This is a genomic window from Lysinibacillus sp. FSL P4-0201 (assembly GCF_038593425.1).
GTDB classification, from domain to species: Bacteria; Bacillota; Bacilli; order Bacillales_A; family Planococcaceae; genus Lysinibacillus; species Lysinibacillus capsici.
Map to the genome: position 1 here is coordinate 1,119,182 of NZ_CP151995.1, position 26,431 is coordinate 1,145,612.

A 26,431-nucleotide genomic window follows, 5' to 3' on the forward strand; every position below is an offset into this window, starting at 1 on the left:
GAGCTAAGGAGGAAGGCAGATGGGACAAATTCATGCAACAACGATATTTGCGGTTCATCATAACGGAGGCTGTGCTATGGCTGGTGATGGTCAAGTAACATTGGGAAATGCAGTTGTGATGAAGGGTACAGCAAGGAAGGTCAGACGTCTGTTTAATGGGCAGGTCCTCGCTGGTTTTGCAGGTTCAGTTGCTGATGCCTTTACACTTTTTGAAATGTTTGAAGGCAAATTAAATGAGTATAACGGTAATTTGCAACGGGCAGCTGTTGAGGTAGCGAAGCAATGGCGTGGTGATAAAATGCTGCGCCAGCTAGAAGCAATGCTACTAGTAATGGATAAAACGACTTTATTACTCGTTTCGGGTACAGGAGAAGTGATTGAACCTGATGATGGCATTTTGGCCATTGGCTCTGGAGGCAATTATGCATTGTCTGCAGGTAGAGCATTAAAAAAATATGCAGGTGAAACAATGACTGCTCGTGAAATAGCTGAAGCGGCATTAGAAACAGCTGCTGAAATCTGTGTATTTACAAATCATAATATTATCGTGGAGGCGCTGAACTAATGACACAAAAAAATTTAACGCCAAGACAAATTACTGAGCATTTAGATCGTTACATTGTTGGGCAGAATGAAGCTAAGCGAGCAGTAGCTATTGCGTTACGAAACCGCTATCGTCGTTCGTTGTTAAATGAAGATATGAAGGCTGAAGTTATTCCGAAAAATATTTTGATGATTGGGCCAACTGGTGTCGGCAAAACAGAAATAGCGAGAAGGATTGCAAAGCTTACTAATGCACCTTTTGTAAAAGTTGAAGCGACAAAGTTTACCGAAGTAGGCTATGTGGGTAGAGATGTTGAATCAATGGTCCGTGACTTGGTAGAAGCTTCTCACCGTCTAGTTAAAGAAGAAATGATGGAGTCTGTCAAGGAACAAGCAGAAGAATTAGCAAATGAAGCAATCGTGAAACTTTTGGTGCCTTCTTTACGTAAAAAACAGGCGATGCAAAATCCGTTTGAAATGCTATTTGGTGGGAAAGAACAACCAACAAATGATGATTCATCAGCAGATGATGGAGAAGTTCGCTCGAAGCGTGCTCAAATTGCCATTGATTTACGCAATGGTAAGTTAGAAAATGAGTGGGTTACTGTAGAGGTAACAGAACAAAATCCATCCATTTTTGATGCGTTACAAGGAACTGGGATGGATATGTCTGCGAATAGTGGTATGCAGGATATGCTCTCTAGTTTAATGCCTAAAAAACAGAAGAAACGCCGTGTGCAAGTAAAAGACGCGCGTCGTATTTTAACAATAGAAGAAGCAAATAAGCTGATAGATGCTGATGAAGTAGCACAGGAAGCCATTAATAGAGCTGAGCAAACAGGTATCGTTTTTATTGACGAAATCGATAAAATTGCTAGTAAAGAAGGAAATACTTCGGCGAATGTCTCCCGTGAAGGAGTTCAACGTGACATTTTACCAATTGTAGAAGGTTCTACGGTTACTACGAAGTATGGTGCAGTGAAAACGGATTATATGCTGTTTGTTGCTGCTGGGGCATTTCATATGTCAAAACCATCAGACCTAATTCCCGAGTTACAAGGCCGTTTTCCAATTCGAGTAGAGCTAGAAAAATTAACAAAACAGGATTTTGTTCGTATTTTACAAGAACCAGATCAATCATTAATTTTGCAATATAAAGCACTTTTAGAGACAGAAGGCGTAGAAATTCATTTCACGACAGATGCTATTGAACGAATTGCTGAGATAGCAACTGAAGTGAATCAGGAAACAGACAATATCGGAGCTCGTCGTTTACACACGATATTAGAACGTTTACTGGAAGAACTATCGTTTGAGGCATCTGAAATTGCGCCTGCTAGTATCCCAATTAATGCGGCGTATGTGGATCAAAAACTTGCGGGAATAGTAAAAAATAAAGATTTGTCACAGTTTATACTGTAAGATAAAGCTGATTAGTATCATTCAATAATAAAAACCTTTAGAATATTTAGTAAATACTCTTCGGATTATTTATAGGAGGAACATATAATGAATTTATTAGAAAAAACACGTAAAATTAACTCGATGCTTCAAGCTTCTGCTGGTAAGCCAGTAAACTTTAAGGAAATGGCCGATACACTAGGCGATATTATCGATAGTAATGTCTATATTTTAAGTCGTAAAGGTAAATTATTAGGTATTTCAATTCACCAACAAATTGAAAATGAACGTATGAAAAAAATGTTCGAAGAGAGACAGTTCCCAGAAGGATACACACATAGCTTATTTACGATCTCTGAAACATCATCAAATTTAGATATTAATAATGAACATACGGCTTTCCCGGTAGAAAATAAAGATTTATTCCAAAATGCTTTAACAACAATTGTACCAATCGTTGGTGGTGGTGAGCGTTTAGGAACATTAATCCTTGCTCGTTTATCTTCACAATTTGAAGATGATGATCTAATTTTAGCTGAGTATGGTGCAACAGTGGTTGGTATGGAAATTTTACGTGAAAAGTCGGAAGAAATTGAAGAAGAAGCCCGTAGCAAAGCTGTCGTGCAAATGGCTATTAATTCACTTTCGTACAGTGAGTTAGAGGCAATTGAACACATTTTCGAAGAACTTGATGGTAATGAAGGCTTACTAGTTGCTTCTAAAATTGCTGATCGAGTGGGTATTACACGCTCAGTGATCGTAAACGCATTACGTAAACTTGAATCAGCAGGTGTCATTGAATCTCGCTCTTTAGGTATGAAAGGTACTTATATTAAAGTACTAAACGATAAATTCTTAAATGCTTTAGCAGAAATTAAAATGAAATAAATACTTCTTTTAAGAAGCTAATGAAAGCGTCTATGGTAAACATAGACGCTTTTTATGTTGTTGAAAAAGACCTTTTAGAAAGGTGAGGGGTGCTTTAGGTTTCGTCATGATCCAATCCAGAGATCGTACAATGAATCCGTTAGTCAAACATAAGGAAAAGTGACTTTTCAGACTAGTGATTGTATTTTTTCTTTTAATGTAGAACGGAGGAGTAGAAGGCTAATTGATTCCCGTGTGAGAAAGGGGAGACCTTAAACAGAGCGATAGTTTTGTACTTTAAACTGAGTGAGAGAGAAGTATAGTGGCAAGCAGGTAGTGTGGAATGAAAGCCGTTTTCATCTTTCATAAAATGTATTGTTTTTCAAAACAATGATAGCGTCTATGGTAAATATAGACGCTTTTGTGTATTTTCGAAATTTTAGGGCATTTGTTTTTTTAGAGAATTAATATAAAAACATGGATTTCGTTGCTTTTATCCTAAAAATGTTCGATAATTTGTCACTACAATTAGCATATAAAAAATGCTGATATGTTACTTTTGAATAATGGTGAATAAACTTATAGTCACTGTATAAAAAATACTCCCATAGTGATTAAACTAGTAAAAAGGGACCTTTATTTAAAAGGATTAAAAAAGGCGATAAACCTCATAAAAAGGCATTTTTCACAATAAAATCGTAAACACTGTCGAAATGGTGTAAAATAACTAGATGATTATTAATCTTTACTGAAGCCTAGAGACGCAAAGGATGGGGAAGTTTTGTCATGGTTGAGAGAGAGAAAAAATAGGGCGTATAGACTATTAAAAAGTGACAAAAGACAATAGACACTAGGTATCATCTTAATTACAATTGTATTATTGGATAAATTAACAAGTACATAGATTTTAAATAAAATGAGGTGAACAGTTTTGAATTTATTTGGAGGAACTATTAGTAGCCTGGAAAATGGACTTTCCTATGCCACTTTAAATCATAAAACAATCGCAAATAATATCGCGAATGTCGATACACCTAATTATAAGGCGAAAAATGTTAGTTTTAAGGATATGTTGGAAGAGCAGAAGAGCATAGCTATTTCTGCATACCGCACTGATAATAGACATTATGATTTCACGTTTCGACAATCTACACCAGGTGTCAATATTGTTGAGAACTTGCGATATAGAAACAATGGCAATGCTGTAGATATGGATGCTGAGCAAGCGAAATTAGCAGAGAATCAAATTTATTATAATGCTCTAATCGATCGTGTTAATGGGAAATTAAACACATTGAATACTGTTATTAAAGGAGGTAAGTAATAGATGTCTATTTTTCATGGGATGAATACCACTGCCTCCGCATTAACAGCGCAGCGTTTACGTATGGACGTTATTTCTTCTAATATGGCTAACATGGATACAACTCGCGCTCGTCAAGTGAATGGGGAATGGGAACCATATCGACGTAAGTCCGTGACGCTGTCAGCTCAAGAAGGACAATTTTCTAATTTTTTGAATATAGCACTAGGTAAAAATGCAAAAAGTGGTGTTGGTAATGGTGTGAAAATTACTCGAATCTCAGAAGATCAAGAAACACCTTTCAAACTTGTATATGACCCAACTCATCCAGATGCGAATGCAGATGGTTATGTAAACATGCCTAACGTCGATCCATTAAAAGAAATGGTTGATTTAATGTCGGCTACTCGTTCTTATGAGGCGAATATAACTGTATTTAATGCGAATAAATCCATGCTTACAAAGGCTTTAGAGATTGGTAAATAAATTTAAGTAGAAAGGAAGATACATACATGGCCATTTCGTCCATTTCGCTAATGACACCTACTCAGGTTGTAAATAACACGAATAAACTGAATGCTACACCTTATGAAGCGCAACAAAGCTTCGCGAACTCGTTAAAAGAAGCAATTGCAAAAGTAAATGATCAACAAATAACTTCTGATAAATTTACTCAGAAGCTAATTAAAGGTGAAGATGTGGAGTTGCATGAAGTGATGATTGCTTCGCAAAAGGCAAGCATTACCCTAAACGCAACAATTGAAGTTCGCAATAAGGTGATTGAAGCTTACCAAGAAATAATGCGCATGAGTGTTTAATTTTATTGTAAAGATAAGAAACCTCTTTTCAATATAAATTAACAACCACAAATCAGAGTGGCTCATTATGTTCGCAAATTATTGATGGCTAGGTTATTCACTATAACCGGAGGATTCATAATGAATGAACGATTGACAAAAATAAAAAACGACACCAGTCAATTTTGGACAAGTCGAAGTAAAAAGCAAAAAATAGTTATGATTGGCTCCGTGGTAGGTGTAATCGCACTAGCAGCAATTGTGACATTTTTTGCTTCCAAAACTACATATGTTCCACTTTATAAAGATTTATCAACACGGGAAATTGGACAGGTAAAGGAAGCGCTAGATTCCCAAGGTGTAACCTATCAAATTGCTCCAGGTGGAACATCTATTTTAGTGCCAGAAGAGCAAGTTGACTCCTTATTAGTGCAATTAGCTTCAGAGGGATATCCACAAACAGGATCAATCGATTACTCATTTGCTAATAGTTCAGGATTTGGTATGACTGATAATGAATTTAACCTATTAAAAAAAGCAGCTACTGAAACTGAAATTGCTAAACTTTTCAAAAATCTGGAAGGTGTAAAAGATGCAAAAGTTATGATTACTGTTCCTGAGGAAGGTGTATTCGTAACGGATGTTCAAGGAGAGGCAACAGCATCTATCGTTTTAAATACTGATCCTGGCTATAAATTTACGGAACAGCAAATAACTACAATGTACAATTTAGTGTCAAAAAGTATTCCGAATTTAAAGACTGAAAATATAGTGATCTCTAACCAATTTTCAGAGTACTTTGATCTGAATGCAGCAACAGCTGATGGTACTTCCACAACAACAGCTGAAGGCCAATTACAAATGAAGAAATTGGTAGAACGAGATCTACAACGTCAAGTACAAAATATGCTTGGAACGTTGATGGGACAAGATAAAGTAATGGTTTCTGTCACAACGGATATTGATTTCAAGAAAGAAAATCGTGAAGAAAATCTTGTGACACCTGTTGATGAAGAAAATATGGAAGGTATTGCCATAAGTGCTCAGCGAATTACAGAGCAATATTCTGGTACAGGAGCAGCTGCCGCTGCTGGAACACCTGAAGCTGAAACAACTACTGATAACTTCACAACTTATAATGAAGGTACAGCAGGAAATGGTGATTACGAACGTACGGAAGAAACGATTAATAATGATGTGAACCGTATACGTAAGGATATTCAAGAAGCTCCTTATAAAATTCAGGATATTGGGATTCAAGTAATTGTTGAACCACCGACAGCAACTGACGCAGCGTCATTACCAGACGGTGTTCGAGAAGATATTGAGAAAATTTTAAGTACAATTGTACGTACAACAATTTCCAAAGACGTAGCAGCAGAACTTACTCAAGAGCAGATCGATGAAAAAGTGGCGGTATCTGTACAACCATTATACGGTAAGGCAACAGAGGTAGCTGATGAAAAACCAATCATTCCATGGTGGGTTTGGGTTATCGGAGGTATCTTGTTAGCTGTTATCTTATTACTAGCATTCTTCATTATCCGTTCACGTAAACGTGCGAAGGAAGAGGAAGAGTTAAGTATCCTAGAAGAACAAGAAGAATTAATGGTTGATGATATTAATGAAGAAATTGAAACGGAAGCTACAATGCGTCGTAAGCAGCTAGAAAAAATGGCCAAAGAAAAGCCAGACGATTTTGCAAAGTTACTGCGTAGTTGGATTGCTGAAGACTAACTAGGAGGTTCGGCTGTGTCCAAGAAAGATAAAGAATTAACCGGAAAACAAAAGGCCGCTCTCTTGTTAATTTCATTAGGGCCTGAAGTTTCAGCTTCTGTCTATAAGCACTTAACAGAGGAAGAAATTGAACGTTTAACATTAGAAATTTCAAGTGTTAAAAAAGTAGAATCAAATGTAAAAGAAGAGATTATTGAAGAATTTCACAATATTGCACTAGCGCAGGACTATATCACACAAGGTGGTATTGGCTATGCAAAAACAGTATTAGAAAAAGCACTTGGCGTAGAACAAGCACAAACAATCATCAATCGACTAACATCTTCATTACAAGTACGCCCGTTTGATTTTGCTAGAAGAGCTGATCCAGCGCAAATTTTTAACTTTATCCAAAATGAACATCCTCAAACAATTGCCCTAATCCTCTCTTATTTAGAGGCAGGGCAAGCAGGGGTTATTTTATCTTCTTTACCACAGGAAGTACAAGCTGACATTGCTAAACGTATAGCGGTCATGGAATCGACTTCACCAGAAGTGATTAGCGAAATTGAATCTGTGTTAGAACGTAAATTATCATCAACCGTTACGCAGGATTATACAGAAACTGGTGGTATTGATGCAGTCGTTGAAGTTTTAAATGGAGTAGATCGACAAACAGAAAAAACAATACTCGATGCACTGGAAATACAAGACCCAGAACTTGCAGAGGAAATCAAAAAACGTATGTTTGTGTTCGAGGATATTGTTACACTCGACAATCGTTCCATTCAGCGTGTTATTCGTGATTGTGAAAACGAAGACTTACTGCTTTCAATGAAGGTATCAAGTGAAGAGGTAAAAGATATTATATTCCGCAATATGTCACAACGTATGGCTGAAACATTTAAAGAAGAAATGGAAATTATGGGACCTGTACGTTTACGTGACGTAGAGGAGGCACAATCTCGAATTGTTGCTGTTATTCGTCGTCTAGAGGATGCTGGAGAGATTATTATTGCTCGTGGTGGAGGAGATGACGTCATTGTCTAGAATCATCCGTTCTATTTACACTAAGTCTGATAGCGATAATGTCAAAGAAATACAAATCCGTGATATGTTTGAAGCGATGGAAGAATACCAAGAGGAAGGACCTCCTCAGCATCAATTAACGTTGGATGAAGTCGTGGCAGAGCGAGATCGTTTACTTACTGAAGCAAGAACTGCTTTGCAAGCTGAACGAGAGATGTTTGAACAGGAAAAGCATAGGCACTATCAAGAGATTGAACATTTAAAGCTAAATTGGGAGGAAGAGAGACCCAATCGTGTTCAAGAAGCTTATGATGAGGGATTTGGACAAGGCTATGAAGATGGCGTGAATAAGGCCACTGATGCAATGGCTCAGTCACTTCAAACAGCGAACGAAATAATGATGTTAGCGAAAGAAAATGCTCAAAAATATATTGAAGATCAAGAAGCGGTAATTTTAGAGTTAGGTTTAACTGCTGCAGAAAGAATTATTGGTACTTCGTTAGAACAGGATAACGAACTATTTGTATCGATTGTGCGTAGAGGGCTGAAAGAAGCTAGAGAAATGAAGGAAATTAAAATTTATGTTTCGCCAGCTTATTATGCTTTAATTACGACCAACCGAGATGAATTAGCAGAAATGTTCCCAATAGACGTACCATTAATGATTTTTGTTAATGAAGATTTGGATAATGAGACAGATTGCTATATTGAAACAAATCATGGAAGAATTATGGTTAGCATCGATGAGCAATTAAATGCACTCAGATTAAAGTTACATGAAATATTAGAGAGTAAGGAATGATCTTGATGAAAGCGGCTCAATTAATTGAACAAATTCCGCATATCCCAACTTTTAAAAAGTTCGGTAGGGTTACTAGAGTTGTTGGCTTAATGATTGAGTCGCAAGGTCCAGATAGTTCTATAGGTGATGTCTGTAAAATTCATGTGGAAACTGTAAATCATGGTCACCAGATTATTTTAGCAGAGGTCGTTGGTTTTAAAGATGAAATAGTCGTCTTGATGCCTTTTACCTCCTTACGTGAAATATCTATTGGCTGCCTTGTTGAAGGAACGGGAGCTCCACTGGAAGTAAAAGTGGGTCCTGAGTTAATCGGCAAAGTATTGGATTCTATGGGGAATCCAATTGATGGCACTCTATTACCTAAAGGTCTCATGACAGTCCCTACAGAACAAGATCCACCAAACCCACTAACTCGTCCACCAATTAATGAAAGGCTTGAAGTGGGAGTCAAGGCTATTGATGGTATGCTAACAGTTGGAAATGGACAACGTGTTGGTATTTTCGCTGGTTCTGGGGTAGGTAAAAGTACTTTACTTGGTATGATCGCAAGAAATACACAAGCAGATTTGAATGTCATTGCGCTAATAGGTGAGCGTGGTCGTGAGGTTCGGGAATTCATCGAACGTGATTTGGGTGCTGAGGGCTTAAGTCGATCGATTGTTGTTGCAGCCACATCTGATCAACCAGCATTAATGCGGATTAAAGGGGCATTTACAGCTACAGCAATCGCCGAATATTTTAGAAATCGAGGCTTAAATGTCATGCTGATGATGGATTCCGTAACACGTGTGGCTATGGCACAACGTGAAATTGGACTTGCCACAGGAGAACCACCAGCACAAAAAGGTTATACGCCTTCTGTTTTTGCGATATTGCCTAAATTACTAGAACGTACAGGCACCAATGAAAAGGGTTCTATAACAGCATTCTATACTGTTTTAGTAGATGGTGACGATATGAATGAACCCATTGCGGATACTGTGCGAGGGATATTAGATGGTCATATTGTATTGGATCGAAATCTTGCCAACAAGGGGCAATATCCAGCCATAAACGTCTTGAAAAGTGTGAGTCGTTTGATGAATCATGTTGCAGAGCCAACTCATAAGAAAGCTGCTGAACGATTAAGAGAACTCTATTATACTTACGACAAATCAGAGGATTTGATCAATATTGGTGCTTATAAAAGAGGAACCTCTAAAGAAATTGATGAAGCAATTCATTATGAACCGCTCATTACTGCTTATCTTAAACAGGGTTACTTAGATAAAGTGACACTAGAACAAAGTGTCAATGAGTTAATAACATTATCGAACGGTGGTGCGAAATAGATGGTCAGTTATGTGTATCGTTTTGAAAAAGTGTTAACCATTCGCGAACAAGAAAAAAACGAAACCGAAATGGCTTATAAGGAATCTGTCCGTTCTTTTGAAGAAATAGCAACAAAATTATATGACTTGCTAAAAAAGAAAGAAGATTTAATTGCATTTCAGCAGGAGCGTTTAATGATAGGTTCATCCATAGATGAAATCCACCATTATAGTCGTTTCATTGATAGTCTCGAAAAAACAATTGCAGATGTACAACAGAAAGTGATACAAGCTCGTGCAAAGATGAATTGGCACGAAGAAAAACTATTAGAAAAAAACTTGGAAGTACGTAAATTTGAAAAAATGAGAGAAAAGGATTTTAAGCATTTCCAACAAGAGCAAGATCGTATAGAAAGCCTTTTTTTAGATGAAATTTCATTACAAACGTATAACAAGAAAGAAATCAGGTGATTTCATGGCAAAGAAAGACAATCGATTAGCAACAGAGTTAGTAGAAGAGCAACCAAAGAAAAAATCTGGGGGCTTTCTTAAGTTTTTTACTTGGATTGTACTGCCGATTATGTTTGTAGTAGCGGTTTTGCTTGTTGTGGCAACATTAATGAATACAAATGTCTTTGATTTAGGAAAAAAGGCAATTGGTAGTTTACCTTTTATCCCCTCAGAAGAACAACAAGCAAAGGATGCTGTCGTTAATAACGACTCTAAAATAGTGAGTTTACAGGCAGAAGTACAAGAAAAAGAAGCAGAGATTACCCAGCTTCAAAAAAAATTAGATTCAACAATAACTGAAAAAGAGAAGCTGCTGACAGAAAAGGAACAGCTTCAATTTGAAATTGAAAAATTAAATCGTGAACAAGATGATGTGAAGCGTGACTTTAACGATATTTTATCAACATTTGATAAGATGTCGCCGAAAGCTGCGGCACCTGTGTTAATCAATATGAGTGATACAGAAGCACTGCGGATTTTAACGAATTTAAAGCCAGATAAATTAGCAGCTATTTTAGAGAAAATGGATGCAAAAGATGCAGCAAAATATACGGAGCTTATGGCTAAACAGTAGGATAATTGAAAGGAGGTGAAAAAATAGTGGATGTAGCGATGATGCAAATGATTAATAAAACAGTACCTACTAAAACTGCAGCAACAAAGTCAACAACAGTTGGTAACGCTGAAGGAAAAATAGGCAGCATTCCCAAGAAAGAAAATTTATCAAATTTTGGTTCTGTTTTTGGGCAAGTATTAACTTCTTCAAATCAAACAACTCAATCATCAAAAACGACTTCATCAAATGAACTTGCGGATTTACAAGCGTTATTAAATGCTGACTCAATGGAGGAAGTACTAGATTTACTCGGGATTTCTCACGATGATGGCTTATTAATGCTTCAACTTGGAGAAGACGGTAAGGCAGTGGCACTGGATGAAATGCTTCATTTAGAAAATATATTAAATGCATTAGGGATTGATGAAGAGCAGCTTCAAAAAATCGTCCAACAGTTACTAGGAGAAGAAAAGGAAGCAAGTGATGTTTGGGAGCTTTTAACATTAGTAGATGCCCAAGCGCCGGTACTACAGGCGAATATAAGCACTGCTTTACAAGGCGAAGGTCAAGTGACACCAAAAGAGGCATCACAACTTCTTCAAGTGTTGAAATTAGTGCAATTAGTAGGGCAAAAGACAGACTTAACAGCATCCCAAGAAGACCTGCTAACGACTGTGAAGAGCCTATTAACGTCATTACAAACGCAGGTAGGAACTTTGCAGGTAACAACAAAGACAACTGTTACATTGCCATTACTAGGCTTCCAGCAAGTTGTTCAGCAAGTCCAAGTAACGAAACAAAGTGATACAAATACAAATGACATGCTTATGCCACAAACTGTACAAACGAAACCAGACACATTTCATGTAACGTTACCAACGGCTAAGCCTGCTCAATCAGAAGCTTTACTAAAAGAAATGCAAGCCATTATCAATCGAGCACAGATTTCGAACGCTCAAGGTATTACACGTTTAACCATAAAATTGTATCCAGAAAATCTAGGTACGGTTCGTATTGAACTTGTACAAAATGATGGTGTCCTTACAGCCCGTTTGCTGGCTTCTACAGCTCATGGACGTGAATTGCTTGATAGTCAAGCACACCAGCTAAAACAGGCATTTGCTCAGCAAAATATACAAGTAGATCGCCTTGATATTGCACAATCATTACAAGATGCCGATCGTCAACAACGTGATCAAAGCTTCTTCAATAATTTCTTTAAACAACAACAGGACGAAGAACAGGATCAAAAAAGTGATGATGAAGATGAAGGAATGTCCTTTAGTGACTATTTAATAAGTGAGGAGGTGTAACAATGGCAGATACTACAACAAAAGTGACAAATACATCCATAACAGATGATCTTTATTACTCAAATTATAGAAAGCCAACGAAGCAAACAGGAAATAGTGAGCTCGGTAAAGACGCCTTTTTACAATTGTTGATTACACAATTACAGCATCAGGATCCTACAAATCCAATGGACGACAGGGAGTTTATTTCTCAAATGGCGCAGTTTTCTTCTTTGGAACAAATGCAAAATATGACAAAGGCAATAGAATCATTATTGTCATCACAGCAACAATCACAAATGATGAACTATGCAACCTTTATTGGCAAGGAAGTCAAATGGCATGAAATAACAGAAGAAAAAGATGAAAAAGGAAATCCTGTGGTAAATGAAGGAACTGGTGTAATTGAATCACTTAAATTTGTAGATGGTAGTGTTGTTTTCAAATTAGTAGATGGAAAAGAAATTTCACCTGGTAATATATCTGGAATTTTAAGTGGAGCTGGCAATCCTAGTTCAAATGGCAATAATAATGTACAAGAATCTCCGTTAGTGCAGGCTAGCCAATTAATTGGAAAGAATGTAACGTATAAAGACGGTGACCAAGAGCTAACAGGACGAATTGTCTCTGTTTCTAATAAAGATGGGGTCATTAATTACGTACTAGACAATGATAAAAAGCTAACAGATAAAGATTTTACAGTTATTAGTGAATAAAGGTGGAGAATAGTGATGGATAAGTTTTCAATTCATCGTGTACCCTTGCATCCATCTATTCGCACAGTACAGCCTAAGCCAATCAATACACAACAATCGTTTAAAGCTCATTTACAGGAAGCGTCTAGACAAGAGCTGAAAGTGAGCAAACATGCACATGAACGTATCATGGAGAGAAAAATTGATATCTCTGAACAAGAATGGCAGGTTGTATCGGATAAGGTATTTGAAGCACACTCAAAAGGTGTCAAACAACCATTAGTCTTGATGGATCAAGCAGCTTTAATTATCAGTGCTAAAAACGCTACGGTAATTACAGCAATGGATCGCACGGAAGCAAAGCAACAGTTATTTACTAATATTGATGGCACAATTGTGCTTTGAAGGCTGGACCTTCTTACGTAAGGAAGCCTTGGTGAGCTGACTGATAGAGGCTCACCCTATATAAAACGAAGGGAGAACGAAAACATATGTTACGTTCTATGTACTCAGGTATTTCAGGTCTTAAAAACTTCCAAACAAAGCTGGATGTAATTGGTAATAATATAGCGAACGTTAATACAATTGGCTTTAAAAAAGGGCGTGTAAATTTTAAAGATTTAATGTCTCAAACGCAGGCAGGTGCATCCGCAGCAACAGCTACGCGAGGAGGAGTGAATCCACAACAAGTTGGTTTAGGTGCCCAATTAGCAGCAATTGATACAATACATGGTGGTGGCTCATTACAAGGGACTGGTCGAGGACTTGACTTAGGGATTGAAGGAGATGGTTTCTTCATGGTCGCCGATGCAAATGGAGCTCCAGACCCTGATAGTGGCTTTATTGATGAAGATGGCTTCAACAATACCCTATTTACTCGTAATGGTGTGTTTTATATGGATAGCAATGGCTATTTAGTTAATGCTGATGGTAAATATCTAGTAGGTGTATCTGCTGGAGATGAAATTGTAATGGAAGCTGATGATGATGGTATTAATCCAGATGAGGCACCAGTTGCCTCAGGTGATGAAGGTGCAAACTTATTCGATGATGATGGGGTATTAACACCTGATGATGGAACTGTTGGTCCAATTCGTATTCCAACAACTGCTAAAGAGATTAGTATAGGAGCAAATGGTACGATTGAATATGTAGACTTAAATGGTAATCGTCAATGGGCAGGACAGCTGATTATGGCTAAATTCCCGAATGCTGGGGGTTTAGCTAAGGTAGGAGGCAACTATTACCAACAAACAGCTAACTCAGGAGCTGCTTATGCACAAGTAGCCACTGTTGCAGGTATGGGTAAAGTAGTACCTGGGACAGTAGAGATGTCAAATGTTGATTTATCAGAAGAGTTTACAGAGATGATCGTTGCACAGCGTGGTTTCCAAGCGAACACACGTATTATTACAACTTCAGATGAAGTGTTACAAGAACTAGTAAACTTAAAACGATAATAAAATAGTCCTTTCAAAACGGACGCTTTAACAAACATATTTTCATATGAGGGAGGGTCGGGCCGGCTCTCATGCTAGACCCGGCCCTAATTCATGATTGAACTAACACGTCTAAATGGCAAAGCATTTACATTAAATGCTTTATACATAGAAACAGTCGAATCATTTCCAGATACGACTATTACATTAACAACTGGAACAAAATTAATTGTTTTAGAGAGTGAAGATGAGGTGCGACAAAAGGTAACTGCCTTTTATAACAATATACAAATACTATCCAACCCGCATCTACGAGGTGAAGAAGATGAAGAATAATAAAATGCTAACAATGATTATTATTTTACTAGTAGCAGTCATTCTGATTGGGGTTATTTTGTTTGTATTGCTTACGCAATTTAATAAACCCACAGGAGCTGTTGAGCCGTCCATTGATGAGATTGTAGAGGCAACAGTGGAGATACCAGAGATCACGACAAATCTTGCAGATAAAAGAGTTGTTCGCTTGTCATTGAAAATTCAAACGACAAGCAAAGATGCTGCTGCAGAATTAACAAAGCGCGTTTTCCAAGTGCAAAATATCGCCATTCAAGAGCTTTCTGAAATGGAGCAAAAGGACTTAGAAGGTAAGCAAGGGAAACAAATATTCCAAAAATCATTAAAAACAAGATTAAATGAGTTGATGCAAGAGGGAGAAGTCCAGGAAGTATATTTTACCTCCTTCATTACTCAATAAAACAGAAACTGCTTGAATTGGAGGTGGGCAAATGGCAGGAGATGTGTTATCTCAATCCGAGATAGATGCGCTGCTTTCCGCTATATCGACAGGGGAAATGTCAGCGGATGACATAAAAAAAGAGGACGAGGGACGTAAGGTTAAAGTTTATGATTTTAAACGAGCACTTCGATTCTCAAAAGATCAAATCCGAAGTTTGACCCGAATACATGAAAATTTCGCACGACTATTGACAACCTTTTTCTCTGCACAGCTTAGAAGCTATGTACAAATTACGGTTGCATCAGTAGACCAAATACCATTTGAAGAGTTTGTTCGTTCCATTCCAAATATGACACTCATTAATGTATTTGAAGTGCCACCATTAGATGGTAATATATTGATGGAAATTAATCCGAATATTGCCTATTCGATGTTAGATCGCCTAATGGGCGGTAGTGGGGCAAGTCATAGTAATGTAGATAACCTAACGGAAATAGAAACAAAAATTATGACAAACCTTTTTGAACGCTCATTCGACAATTTACGCGAAGCATGGGAAAATGTTGCGGAAATTGATCCTATATTAGTGGAACTTGAAGTAAATCCACAATTTTTACAAATGATTTCACCTAATGAAACGGTTGTCGTAATTTCATTAAATACGATAATTGGTGAGACAAGCGGGATGATTAATATTTGTATTCCGCATGTTGTATTGGAGCCAATTGTTCCAAATCTTTCGGTTCGCTATTGGATGCAAACCAATACGAAAGAGATGTCACCAGAGCAAACAAAAATGCTTGAAACACGTGTGAAACAAGCCCAATTACCACTCTCAGTTGAATTAGGATTAACGGACATCACTATTGAAGATTTCCTAACAATGCAAGTTGGGGATGTCATACAGTTAGATCAAAAAATTGAAGCGCCATTACTACTAAAAGTAGGTACATTGCCGAAGTTCACTGTTCAACCAGGTAAAAAGGGCAAAAAATTAGCAATCCAGATTATCGACCCTTTGAAAGGAGGAGACGAAGATGAGTGATGAAATGCTCTCCCAAGAAGAAATTGAAGCGCTATTAAGGGGCGAGACGTTGGGAGATAAAAACAACGACACTGATGCTTCAACAAATGAAGAAATAAATGAGATACGAGTGGAGGATTACCTTGATTCGTTTGCACAAGATGCATTAGGAGAGGTAGGCAATATATCCTTTGGTAGCTCTGCCACAGCTCTTTCAGCGTTATTGGGTCAAAAAGTAGATATTACAACTCCAAGTATTTCGATGATTAATCGTAATAAATTAGAAGAGGAATTTCCTCATCCATATGTAGCTGTACAAGTTGAATATACAATTGGTTTGACAGGTATGAATTTACTTGTTATTAAACAATCTGATGCAGCAATTATCGCAGATTTAATGTTAGGTGGCGATGGATTAAATCCGAAGCCAGACTTAGGTGAAATTCAGCTAAGTGCTGTTCAAGAGGCTATGAATCAAATGATGGGCTCAGCTGCTACATCTATGTCGACGGTCTTCAACAAAAAAGTAGATATTTCTCCACCGACAATTGATTTAATGAACATCTCGCAAGATGAAGGTCGAGAAAATATCCCAGAAGACGATTTGCTGGTGAAAGTTTCATTTAGATTAAGAATTGGTAATTTAATTGATTCGAATTTAATGCAATTATTACCGCTTAAATTTAGTCAAAATATTGTAAAATCATTATTAGGTGAAACAGGAGTGTTTGAGGAACCTGTGGCAGCAACTATTGCACCTGAGGCTCCACCAGTTACACCACCGCCTGTTCAACAGCAAATACCTGTAGCACCACCATCTGAACAACCAGTTTATCAACAGCAGTCAGCACCGATGCAGCAACCGATTTATCAGGAGCCACAACAATTTGCACAACCAGCAAGACCTGCACAACCTGTAAATGTGCAACAAGCGCAGTTTGCTAGCTTCGATACAAATGTAATCTCTCAATCTGAAGCTAGAAATTTAAATATGCTACTTGATATTCCATTGCAAGTTACTGTAGAGTTAGGACGTACGAAACGTTCTGTTAAAGAGATTTTAGAACTATCAAGTGGTTCAATTATTGAACTGGATAAATTAGCGGGAGAGCCGGTTGATATTTTAGTCAATAGTCGTTTAATTGCTAAAGGGGAAGTCGTTGTTATTGACGAAAACTTTGGTGTCCGTATTACAGATGTTTTAAGTCAAGCAGAGCGTTTAAATAATTTAAGATAGTTTCAATTGGAGGAGTTAACCATGTCTAAAAGAATTTTGATTGTAGACGACGCTGCATTTATGCGCATGATGATCAAGGATATTTTATCAAAAAATGGATTTGAAGTTGTTGGAGAGGCAGCAGATGGTTTACAAGCTGTCGAAAAGTACAATGAACTAAAACCAGATTTAGTAACAATGGATATCACAATGCCAGAGATGGACGGTATTGCAGCTCTTAAAGCAATTAAGGGAACAGATCCAAGTGCAACTGTAATCATGTGTTCAGCAATGGGGCAACAAGCAATGGTAATCGATGCGATTCAAGCTGGTGCGAAAGACTTTATCGTAAAACCTTTCCAAGCAGATCGTGTAATTGAAGCGATTCAAAAAGCGCTAGGATGATTGCATGAAAATGTTAAAATCATTTCGTTTAACGATGATTTTCGCATTTCTTGTATCCTTCCTGTTTTTGTACCCGACACCGACTTCTGTCTATGCAGACGCTGATACAAATAGTGTCACGGATTGCATTAAAGACCCAGAAGCTTGTAATGGAGATACGACTGATCCAGCTGCTAAACAAGAAACAACTGTAACAGCAGCTGGAGATATATCTGCATGGGAATACATAAAAATGGTTTTGGCGCTTATTTTTGTTGTAGCTTTATTTTATGGATTGATGAAGTTTTTAAATAAACGAAATTTAAACTTCCAACGTAATCAAATGGTACAAAATTTAGGCGGTTTATCGTTAGGTGCACAAAAGTCAGTTCAGCTTTTACAGGTAGGTAAAACATTGTATTTAGTTGGGGTCGGAGAAGACGTTCAACTTTTACGAGAAATTACAGATCCTGAAGAAGTTGAAGCTCTTTTAGCCCTATATAACGAAAGACAAGAATTTGCAGCAACATCACCGTATATTGCAGAAGTATTTTCTAAGTTTAAGAGAAAAGATAGCGCGAAGGTGCAAAATGAGCAGCAAAAGCAGGATTCATTTGGCAATCTATTCGAAAAAAAGCTATCAGAAATAAAACAGGAGCGTAGTGATGAGATAGAGAGATGGAAGCAGAAGGAGAAGGATGGTAAATGAGTGATTTAATCAATATTTTTTCCAACAGCGATCCAACGAATGTCTCTACATCTGTAAAGCTCTTACTGTTACTAACAGTTTTATCACTTGCACCAAGTATTTTAATTTTAATGACATCCTTTGCTCGTATAGTCATAGTCTTATCATTTGTGCGTACAGCATTGGCAACACAGCAAATGCCACCAAATCAAGTGATCATTGGGCTGGCACTATTTTTAACATTTTTCATCATGGCACCAACCTTTCAAGAGGTCAATAAAGAGGCATTACAACCATTGTTTGCTGAAGAAATTGGTATAGAAGAAGCCTATGACCGTGCTAGTGTGCCATTTAAAGAGTTTATGAGTAAGCATACTAGGCAAAAAGATCTTGATTTATTTTTAACATATAATCAAGCAGAAAAACCAGCATCAGTGGAGGAAATCCCACTGACTATGCTTGTACCTGCCTTTGCTTTAAGCGAAATTAAAACAGCATTTCAAATTGGTTTTATGATTTTTATTCCATTCCTAGTGATCGATATGATTGTCGCAAGTACATTAATGTCGATGGGGATGATGATGTTACCGCCAGTAATGATTTCATTGCCATTTAAAATATTATTATTTGTACTGGTTGATGGCTGGTATCTCGTTATGAAATCGTTACTACAAAGTTTTTAGGGGATGATACAGTATGACAGGTGAGTTGGTTATTTCCATTGCAGAGCGTGCTATAATGATTATCCTTCTAACAAGCGGTCCGCTACTATTAGTTGCTTTAATCTCGGGTTTAGCGGTAAGTATCTTTCAAGCCACAACTTCGATACAAGAGCAAACGTTAGCATTTGTACCAAAAATTATTGCTGTCTTAGTGGCCATCGTATTCTTTGGCCCTTGGATGCTATCTCAAGTTACAAGCTATGCGAGAGACATATTCGAGAATTTAACGCGTTATATAGGGTGAGTACATGAATGAATTAATTCCGCATTTAACGGTTTTCTTATTAGTACTTGTACGTGTCTCAGCCTTTTTTGCTACGGTTCCTTTTTTTTCCTATAGAACCATTCCACCTCAAGTCAAAATTACTCTCGCACTGGTTTTAGCTTGGATGATGTACTATACAATTGATGTTGAGCCATTTGCATTCAATGATGATTACATATTATTAGTGGTGAAAGAAGCACTAGTTGGACTATTACTCGGTCTAATGGGCTATATCATCATGTCCGCAATTCAAATTGCAGGAAGCTTTATCGATTTTCAAATGGGTTTTGCCATTGCTAATATAATTGACCCGCAAACAGGTGCTCAAAGTCCATTAATCGGTCAGTTTTTTAATATGCTAGCACTGCTTTTATTGTTAGCGATTGATGGCCATCATATGATTCTTAATGGAATCTACTACAGCTATCAATTTTTCCCGATGGATCAATTCCCTAGTTTTATGAATGAAAACTTTCCTCAATTTATTATCACAACTTTCACAGCAGTTTTTGCCATAGCATTCCAGATGGCTGCTCCTGTTGTAGCGACCTTATTCTTGGTCGATTTAGCTTTAGGGATCACTGCAAAAACAGTACCGCAATTAAACATATTTGTTGTCGGTTTTCCTATTAAAATTGGTGTTAGTTTTTTAGTATTATTTACAATGATGGCCGTTATGATTCAAGTTATTCAAAAGCTTATTACGATTATGATTTATGGGATGCGTGATTTAATGGCCATTTTAGGTGGTGGATAATATGAGACTACTACTGAATTTAGAGCTACAATTTTTTGCGGGTGAAAAAACAGAAAAGGCAACCCCTAAGAAACGACAGGATGCTCGGAAAAAAGGGCAAGTTGTCAAGAGTCAAGATATTTCTAGTGCCATTGTAATGTTAATGGTATTTATCTTTTTGTTTTTCTTTGCAGGCTCTTTGCGTGACGAGCTATTAGCTTTTTTCAGGCAAACCTTTATTCATAACATACGCATCGAATCACTGACTATTGATAGTGTGATGCACCTATTTACAGAAACTTTGATTCAAATGGCTTTTATCATTGTGCCCATTATGGCAATTGCATTTGTCGGAGCACTTGCAGGTAACTTTTTGCAATTTGGTTTTCTTTTTACGTTAGAGCCAATGAAGTTTGATTTGAAAAAGATGGACCCTATTAAAGGGTTAAAAAAGATATTTTCTGTCAAAGCCATTGTGGAGTTAATAAAGTCTGTTTTAAAGATTGGTTTTATCGGAAGTGTTACAACAATTATTATTTGGTCAAACTTACCAGAAGTTTTGGCGTTATCGTTTAAAAGTCCATGGATGACGCTCATTACGGTAGGGAAGCTTGTTGGTATTATGGGTATAGCAGCTTCTTTAGTATTACTTTGTGTATCCGTTTTAGACTGGATGTATCAAAAACATGAGTATGAAAAAAATCTTAAAATGTCTAAGCAAGATATTAAAGATGAATATAAAAATAGTGAGGGTGACCCCCTAATCAAATCAAAAATCAAACAACGCCAACGTGAGATGGCGATGAGACGTATGATGTCAGAGGTTCCGAGTGCGGATGTAGTTATTACCAATCCTACTCACTATGCAATTGCCCTCAAATATAATGAGGACAGTATGGATGCTCCTCGTGTTATTGCAAAGGGGACAGACTTTATTGCTCAAAAAATTAAACTGATCGCCAAAGAACATGATGTAATAATGGTTGAAAATCGACCTTTAGCACGAGCTATGTATGACCAGGTAGAAATAGGCGATCAGGTACCAGAAGAATTTTTCAAAGCAGTAGCAGAGATACTCGCTTATGTTTACCGTATTAAGCGAAAAATTTAAGGCTTTTTGTAGGAGGGACACAAATGAAAGTTCGCGATATTGGGGTTTTAGGTGCGGTTATTTTAATCGTTGCGATGCTCATCATCCCTCTTCCTCCGTGGATGTTAAGTTTTTTAATTGTCATTAATATTACATTAGGATTAATTGTACTGCTCACAGCAATGAGTATGAAAGAAGCATTGGATTTTTCCATTTTTCCTTCGGTAATTTTACTATTAACTTTGTTCCGATTAGGACTAAGTGTTTCCACTACTCGTGCCATCTTAGCAAATGGAGATGCAGGTTCGGTCGTTGAAACTTTTGGTGATTTCGTAGTTGGAGGAAATATACTTGTTGGTTTAGTCGTCTTCTTAATTTTAGTGTTAATTCAGTTTATTGTAATTACAAAAGGTGCAGAACGAGTAGCAGAAGTAGCGGCACGTTTCACACTTGATGCGATGCCAGGTAAACAAATGAGTATTGATGCTGACTTAAATGCGGGGATTATTTCCGAAAAAGAAGCGCGCGAGCGACGTGAAAAAGTTGCAGGGGAAGCGGACTTTTACGGTGCAATGGATGGTGCCACGAAATTTGTAAAAGGGGATGCCATCGCTTCAATGGTAATGGTTATTATCAATCTATTATTTGGTATCATCATTGGCGTTGTACAAATGGGGCTTCCATTTGCAGAAGCAGCAACACATTTTTCGAAACTAACAGTTGGGGACGGTATTGTATCCCAAATTCCTGCCTTGCTTATTTCGACTGCTACAGGGATTGTCGTAACACGAGCCTCTTCTAAAGGTAGTCTTGGTCAAGACATTACAGGCCAATTATTTGCTCAAGCTAAGCTGCTTTATGTAGCAGGAGGTACCATTGTATTACTAGGGCTATTTACGCCAATACCAAACTGGGTAACGCTGCCAATAGGTCTTTCATTAATTGCGGGAGCTTATATGATGGAACGTAAGAAGCCAGAGGATGAAGAAGAATTACAGGAGATTGAAGAAGAAGTGGCTACTGACGGCATGAAGAGCCCTGAGAATGTTGTGAATTTATTAAATGTGGACCCTATTGAATTCGAATTTGGTTATGGATTAATTCCCTTAGTAGATGCCGCTCAAGGTGGAGATTTATTAGACCGTGTGATCATGATTCGTCGACAGCTTGCTTTGGAGTTAGGTATCGTGATCCCAGTAGTCCGTATTCGAGACAATATTCAGCTTCAACCAAATGAATATCGAATTAAAATAAAGGGGAACGAAATGGCACGAGGCGAACTTTTACTAGATCATTATTTAGCGATGAGCCCTGGAGACGATGATTCTATTGAGGGTATTGATACTGTCGAGCCATCATTTGGATTACCAGCTAAATGGATTACAGAGCAAGTAAAAGAGGATGCGGAAATGTATGGTTATACAGTTGTGGACCCACCAAGTGTGGTGTCAACACATTTAACTGAAATAATTCGAGCAAATGCTCATGAGTTATTAGGCCGTCAAGAGACAAAGCAGTTAATCGATCACTTACGCGAATCCCATCCAATTTTAGTAGAAGAATTAACACCTGCACCTTTATCTACTGGAGAAATCCAAAAGGTACTGGGTAAGCTTCTGCGAGAGAATGTATCAGTGCGTAACTTACCTATTATTTTTGAGACACTTGCAGACTATGCAAAATTAACGAGTGATACAGATATCTTAGCTGAATATGTGCGTCAAGCATTAGCTCGTCAAATTACAGCACAATATGTTGGGGATAGTTCAGTATTAAAGGTGATTACGGTTTCAGGTAAAGTAGAAAAAATGATTGCTGATAGTATCCAACAAACGGATCACGGTAATTATTTAGCTATGGACCCACAAGATTCTCAAACAGTATTAGAAACTATTGCAGCGGAAGTAGAGCGTGTTTCGTTTATGGAGCAATCAGCTATTATATTATGCTCGCCAGCCGTTCGGATGTATTTACGACAACTAACGGAGCGTTATTTCCCACAAATTCCGGTTCTATCTTATAATGAATTGGATGCTTCGGTTGAAATTCAAAGTGTTGGGGTGGTGAATGTTCAATGAAAATGAAAAAGTATTATGCATCATCCATACCAGAGGCGATGAAGCAAGTGCGAGCAGAATTAGGTGAGGACGCAGTCATTTTAAATTCAAAAGTCGTCATCACAAAGAAATTTTTTGGCATGATAAAAAAGAAAAGTTTTGAAGTGGTTGCGGGTATTGATGCAATGGAGCCCCAGCAAGTGGCTTCAGTTCCAACACCAGCTGTACTGCCTGTAGTAAAAAAAGAGAATGCAAGGTTACAAGAGATTACAAATGCTATTCAAGCAAAAATGCATCAGGAACCACCCCTTGATGTAGTAGCAGTACATGAGGACGCTAGCATGTCAGAAGAATTGAGAAAAGAAATTGCTGATTTAAAATCATTAATGCAATCGATGCATAAAAAGACTACCCAAGCTCAATATCCCGATGAACTCTTACCCTTCATTGAATACTTAAGACAGCAAGAGCTAAGTGAAGAGCTCATCACAACGATAGGTGATGAGCTTTTTATGCATTTTAGAGAAGCATCCGAAATAAATTTTTCACAATGTAAATTGATAGCAAAAAATTTATTACGTAAGAAGCTAGAAGTACTTCCAGTCGGAGGATTATCCTACGAAAGAAAATATATAAACATTTTAGGGCCAACAGGGGTTGGTAAGACTACAACTATTGCTAAAATGGCTGCTAGAGCTGTGTTAGAAAAAAAGAAAAAGATTGGCTTTATTACGACAGATACTTATCGGATTGCGGCAATAGAGCAGCTTAAAACATATGCTGGTCTTTTACAAGCTCCTGTAGAAATTGCTTACAATGCAACAGATTTTGAACAAGCAATCCAGAGATTATCACATTTAGATTTGGTTTTTATTGATACAGCTGGTCGAAATTATAAAGAAGTCAAGTATGTTGATGATCTCCAACGCCTCATAAAATTCGATGATCATGCAGAATCTTATTTAGTGCTTGCAATGACAACGAAAGAAAGGGATATGGAGAATATTGTAGATCAATTTAAGCAATTACCAATTCAAAAATTTATTTTTACAAAAATTGATGAAACAAATTCTATTGGCACAATGATCAATTTAATGATTAAATATAATAAAGGACTTGCTTACTATACGAATGGTCAAGAAGTACCAGAAGATATTGAAGAAGCTGATTTAGAAGCAGTACTTAATTTGTTTTTTCAAGGTGAAGAAAAATGAGAGACCAAGCTGAAGCATTACGCTTAAAAATGATGAAACAGCAAGGCGAACTAGGTAGAGCGATTGCAGTTGTAAGTGGCAAAGGTGGAGTAGGTAAAAGTAACTTCACAATGAACTTTGCCATGACTTTAGCCCAAAAGGGAAAAAGAGTTGTCATTGTAGACATGGATATTGGGATGGGGAATATCCATATCTTAATTGGGAAAAATGCTTCTTATAGTTTAAAAGATTACTTAGAAGGAAATAAGCTACTAGATGAGGTAATATTTGAAGGGCCTTACGATTTAAGGTATATTTCAGGTGGATCAGGTATGACGAGTGTACTTGATTGGTCTCATAGTATGTTTGAACGACTTATTCAAGCATTTGAAGAACTTCAAAAAAACTATGATTATATTTTATTTGATATGGGCGCTGGTGCTACTAATTGGTCGTTAGATTTACTCACATCTATTGATGAAATTATCGTCATTTCAACAGCGGAACCTACTTCTATTACAGATGCGTACTCCATGATGAAATATATTCATGTTCGAGATCCAGATAAGCAGTTTTATATTCTCTGTAACCGCGCTTTCAGTAAAGAAGAAGGAGTAGAAACGAATGAACGTTTACAGTTAACAATGAAACGTTTTTTAGACAAAGAAACGATCATTCTTGGTTCATTACCTGAAGACCCTGTTGTGCGTAAGGCAGTGCGCGAGCAAGTGCCATTCTCACTTGCTTATCCAGACGCATTAATATCAAAGACATTGCAACTTATAGTCGTTCGTTTTATGGAGCAACGTGCGGGGGAAATACATGCACATGATCAAACAACGAAAAAATTTTTAACGAAACTTAGAAGTATTTTCTCGAAAGGGCGTGATTAATTGGACTTTTTGCATAAAAGCAAGCTTTTAGTTGTGGATGATTCTGCTTTTATGAGAAAGCTAATTAGTGACTTTTTTGTTGGCAACTCGAAGGTGGAAGTAGTTGGAACAGCTCGAAATGGAAAAGATGCGATCAAAAAGATACAATCGTTGAAGCCAAACGTTGTGACAATGGATATTGAGATGCCTGAAATGAATGGGCTCGATGCTTTAAAAGAAATTATGATACAATGTCCAGTTCCTGTAGTAATGCTCTCAAGTACCACTCAACGTGGGACAGAAAATGCAATTGCTGCAATTGAGGGCGGGGCAGTAGATTTTGTTGCCAAGCCGAGCGGGACCATCTCCCTTGATTTACATAAAATTCAAAATGAACTTGTGCACAAAGTGGAACAAGCTGCAACGGTGCCAATTTCCAAATTGAAAAAACCTTCTGGTAGTAAACGACAACAAGAACAAGTGACAAGGGTGAGTACCGTAATAAAGGAACCACAACAGCATGGACGAACAAATACGTCTACTAATGTTGTTTCTACTAAGGTAGCCGTAACTAAACCAATGGTAGAATGGAGTAAAATAGGAAAGAAGATTGTGTTAATTGGCACATCAACAGGAGGACCTCGCGCACTTCAGGAGGTTGTTACTAAAATTCCTAAGTCTATTCAAGCTCCTATATTAATTGTACAGCATATGCCTGCTGGATTTACTAAATCGCTTGCTAACCGACTTGATCAGCTAAGTGAAATTTCTGTTAAAGAAGCTGAACAGGGCGATATTTTGCAAAATGGAGTAGCTTATATTGCACCAGGTGGATATCATTTAAAACTTAGAAAAGTAGGGACAACTTTTGGCATTGTTCTTGATAATCAAGAAGCACCAAGATCTGGCCACCGACCTTCTGTAGATGTAATGTTCGAAGATGTTAGTCAATATAAAGATTTTGATAAAGTAGCAGTGATTATGACAGGTATGGGTCATGATGGCTCTAATGGTCTAAAAGCATTAAAAAATACTGGCAATGTCATTGCTATTGCAGAATCAGCTGAAACTTGCATTGTATATGGTATGCCAAAAGCAGCAGTAGAAACGCAACTTGTTGATGAAGTTGCAGATGTAGATGATATTGCACAAACAATAATGAAATATTTGCCTTAAAAGGGGTGTCCT

The 26,431-nt window shown here is 37.4% G+C and carries 30 protein-coding genes; all 30 read left to right on the forward strand.

What is annotated here, in order from left to right; all coding sequences use genetic code 11:
• Positions 1–19 precede the first annotated feature (19 nt).
• The 30 genes from hslV to MKY76_RS05440 all read left to right on the forward strand — a co-directional run bounded on the left by hslV (position 20) and on the right by MKY76_RS05440 (position 26,419).
• Entirely contained in the window at positions 20–565 is a 546-nt protein-coding gene (gene hslV / locus MKY76_RS05295; RefSeq protein ID WP_004229270.1) for an ATP-dependent protease subunit HslV, read from the forward strand.
• Positions 565–1,965 carry an ATP-dependent protease ATPase subunit HslU gene (gene hslU / locus MKY76_RS05300; RefSeq protein WP_103117578.1) on the forward strand — a complete coding sequence of 467 codons (1,401 nt, stop codon included), beginning with the start codon at positions 565–567 and terminating at the stop codon, positions 1,963–1,965. The genes hslV and hslU overlap by 1 nt, the downstream gene beginning before the upstream one ends.
• A gap of 87 nt (positions 1,966–2,052) precedes the next feature.
• On the forward strand, positions 2,053–2,832 hold the full coding sequence (codY, locus tag MKY76_RS05305; protein ID WP_342557489.1) for a GTP-sensing pleiotropic transcriptional regulator CodY: 780 nt from the start codon (positions 2,053–2,055) through the stop codon (positions 2,830–2,832).
• Positions 2,833–3,742: 910 nt separating this feature from the next.
• Complete coding sequence (gene flgB, locus MKY76_RS05310; protein ID WP_048391621.1) at positions 3,743–4,135, forward strand: flagellar basal body rod protein FlgB; 393 nt, start codon at positions 3,743–3,745, stop codon at positions 4,133–4,135.
• A gap of 3 nt (positions 4,136–4,138) precedes the next feature.
• Positions 4,139–4,600, forward strand: coding sequence for a flagellar basal body rod protein FlgC (gene flgC, locus MKY76_RS05315; protein WP_054550512.1), 462 nt, complete (start codon positions 4,139–4,141; stop codon positions 4,598–4,600).
• Positions 4,601–4,626: 26 nt separating this feature from the next.
• Positions 4,627–4,932 carry a flagellar hook-basal body complex protein FliE gene (fliE, locus tag MKY76_RS05320; protein ID WP_004269303.1) on the forward strand — a complete coding sequence of 102 codons (306 nt, stop codon included), beginning with the start codon at positions 4,627–4,629 and terminating at the stop codon, positions 4,930–4,932.
• A gap of 120 nt (positions 4,933–5,052) precedes the next feature.
• Positions 5,053–6,648 (forward strand): flagellar basal-body MS-ring/collar protein FliF, encoded by a 1,596-nt coding sequence (gene fliF, locus MKY76_RS05325; protein ID WP_048391617.1) that lies wholly within the window; start codon positions 5,053–5,055, stop codon positions 6,646–6,648.
• Between the two features lie 15 nt (positions 6,649–6,663).
• Entirely contained in the window at positions 6,664–7,677 is a 1,014-nt protein-coding gene (gene fliG / locus MKY76_RS05330; RefSeq protein WP_008180783.1) for a flagellar motor switch protein FliG, read from the forward strand.
• Complete coding sequence (gene fliH, locus MKY76_RS05335; RefSeq protein ID WP_112117488.1) at positions 7,670–8,458, forward strand: flagellar assembly protein FliH; 789 nt, start codon at positions 7,670–7,672, stop codon at positions 8,456–8,458. The genes fliG and fliH overlap by 8 nt, the downstream gene beginning before the upstream one ends.
• Before the next feature lie 5 nt (positions 8,459–8,463).
• Positions 8,464–9,789 carry a flagellar protein export ATPase FliI gene (fliI, locus tag MKY76_RS05340; RefSeq protein WP_054550948.1) on the forward strand — a complete coding sequence of 442 codons (1,326 nt, stop codon included), beginning with the start codon at positions 8,464–8,466 and terminating at the stop codon, positions 9,787–9,789.
• Positions 9,790–10,239 (forward strand): flagellar export protein FliJ, encoded by a 450-nt coding sequence (fliJ, locus tag MKY76_RS05345; protein ID WP_103117580.1) that lies wholly within the window; start codon positions 9,790–9,792, stop codon positions 10,237–10,239. It begins immediately after the preceding gene.
• Between the two features lie 4 nt (positions 10,240–10,243).
• A complete protein-coding gene (locus MKY76_RS05350) occupies positions 10,244–10,852 on the forward strand; it encodes a hypothetical protein (RefSeq protein ID WP_009371153.1) in 609 nt (202 codons plus the stop codon).
• A 26-nt stretch (positions 10,853–10,878) separates the two neighbouring features.
• Positions 10,879–12,147, forward strand: a complete 1,269-nt coding sequence (locus MKY76_RS05355) for a flagellar hook-length control protein FliK (protein ID WP_103117581.1) — start codon at positions 10,879–10,881, stop codon at positions 12,145–12,147.
• Positions 12,148–12,149: 2 nt separating this feature from the next.
• Positions 12,150–12,842: a flagellar hook assembly protein FlgD gene (flgD, locus tag MKY76_RS05360; RefSeq protein WP_103117582.1), complete on the forward strand. Its 693-nt coding sequence runs from the start codon at positions 12,150–12,152 to the stop codon at positions 12,840–12,842.
• 15 nt (positions 12,843–12,857) lie between these two features.
• A complete protein-coding gene (locus MKY76_RS05365) occupies positions 12,858–13,226 on the forward strand; it encodes a TIGR02530 family flagellar biosynthesis protein (RefSeq protein ID WP_048391604.1) in 369 nt (122 codons plus the stop codon).
• 86 nt (positions 13,227–13,312) lie between these two features.
• The gene (gene flgG / locus MKY76_RS05370; RefSeq protein WP_103117583.1) at positions 13,313–14,281 is read left to right on the forward strand and encodes a flagellar basal body rod protein FlgG; all 969 of its coding nucleotides are present in this window, start codon (positions 13,313–13,315) and stop codon (positions 14,279–14,281) included.
• 93 nt (positions 14,282–14,374) lie between these two features.
• Positions 14,375–14,596 (forward strand): flagellar FlbD family protein, encoded by a 222-nt coding sequence (locus MKY76_RS05375; protein ID WP_048391601.1) that lies wholly within the window; start codon positions 14,375–14,377, stop codon positions 14,594–14,596.
• Complete coding sequence (fliL, locus tag MKY76_RS05380; RefSeq protein ID WP_004269291.1) at positions 14,586–15,014, forward strand: flagellar basal body-associated protein FliL; 429 nt, start codon at positions 14,586–14,588, stop codon at positions 15,012–15,014. The genes MKY76_RS05375 and fliL overlap by 11 nt, the downstream gene beginning before the upstream one ends.
• A 31-nt stretch (positions 15,015–15,045) precedes the next feature.
• On the forward strand, positions 15,046–16,041 hold the full coding sequence (gene fliM, locus MKY76_RS05385) for a flagellar motor switch protein FliM (protein ID WP_004269290.1): 996 nt from the start codon (positions 15,046–15,048) through the stop codon (positions 16,039–16,041).
• Positions 16,034–17,257 (forward strand): flagellar motor switch phosphatase FliY, encoded by a 1,224-nt coding sequence (gene fliY / locus MKY76_RS05390; RefSeq protein ID WP_048391599.1) that lies wholly within the window; start codon positions 16,034–16,036, stop codon positions 17,255–17,257. Before fliM ends, fliY begins: the two co-directional genes overlap by 8 nt.
• Before the next feature lie 21 nt (positions 17,258–17,278).
• Positions 17,279–17,641, forward strand: a complete 363-nt coding sequence (locus tag MKY76_RS05395) for a response regulator (RefSeq protein WP_004269288.1) — start codon at positions 17,279–17,281, stop codon at positions 17,639–17,641.
• A 4-nt stretch (positions 17,642–17,645) separates the two neighbouring features.
• A complete protein-coding gene (locus MKY76_RS05400) occupies positions 17,646–18,329 on the forward strand; it encodes a flagellar biosynthetic protein FliO (RefSeq protein ID WP_009371154.1) in 684 nt (227 codons plus the stop codon).
• Positions 18,326–18,991, forward strand: coding sequence for a flagellar type III secretion system pore protein FliP (fliP, locus tag MKY76_RS05405; protein ID WP_342557490.1), 666 nt, complete (start codon positions 18,326–18,328; stop codon positions 18,989–18,991). The genes MKY76_RS05400 and fliP overlap by 4 nt, the downstream gene beginning before the upstream one ends.
• A 13-nt stretch (positions 18,992–19,004) precedes the next feature.
• Positions 19,005–19,274, forward strand: a complete 270-nt coding sequence (gene fliQ, locus MKY76_RS05410) for a flagellar biosynthesis protein FliQ (RefSeq protein ID WP_004269285.1) — start codon at positions 19,005–19,007, stop codon at positions 19,272–19,274.
• 4 nt (positions 19,275–19,278) lie between these two features.
• Entirely contained in the window at positions 19,279–20,052 is a 774-nt protein-coding gene (gene fliR, locus MKY76_RS05415) for a flagellar biosynthetic protein FliR (RefSeq protein ID WP_048391595.1), read from the forward strand.
• 1 nt (position 20,053) lies between these two features.
• The gene (gene flhB / locus MKY76_RS05420) at positions 20,054–21,142 is read left to right on the forward strand and encodes a flagellar biosynthesis protein FlhB (RefSeq protein WP_048391594.1); all 1,089 of its coding nucleotides are present in this window, start codon (positions 20,054–20,056) and stop codon (positions 21,140–21,142) included.
• Positions 21,143–21,165: 23 nt separating this feature from the next.
• Positions 21,166–23,199 carry a flagellar biosynthesis protein FlhA gene (gene flhA / locus MKY76_RS05425; protein WP_036080453.1) on the forward strand — a complete coding sequence of 678 codons (2,034 nt, stop codon included), beginning with the start codon at positions 21,166–21,168 and terminating at the stop codon, positions 23,197–23,199.
• Complete coding sequence (gene flhF, locus MKY76_RS05430; RefSeq protein WP_342557491.1) at positions 23,196–24,392, forward strand: flagellar biosynthesis protein FlhF; 1,197 nt, start codon at positions 23,196–23,198, stop codon at positions 24,390–24,392. The genes flhA and flhF overlap by 4 nt, the downstream gene beginning before the upstream one ends.
• A complete protein-coding gene (locus tag MKY76_RS05435) occupies positions 24,389–25,264 on the forward strand; it encodes a MinD/ParA family protein (RefSeq protein ID WP_054550521.1) in 876 nt (291 codons plus the stop codon). The genes flhF and MKY76_RS05435 overlap by 4 nt, the downstream gene beginning before the upstream one ends.
• Positions 25,265–26,419: a chemotaxis response regulator protein-glutamate methylesterase gene (locus MKY76_RS05440; RefSeq protein ID WP_081011047.1), complete on the forward strand. Its 1,155-nt coding sequence runs from the start codon at positions 25,265–25,267 to the stop codon at positions 26,417–26,419. It abuts the gene before it with no gap.
• Positions 26,420–26,431: the final 12 nt, after the last annotated feature.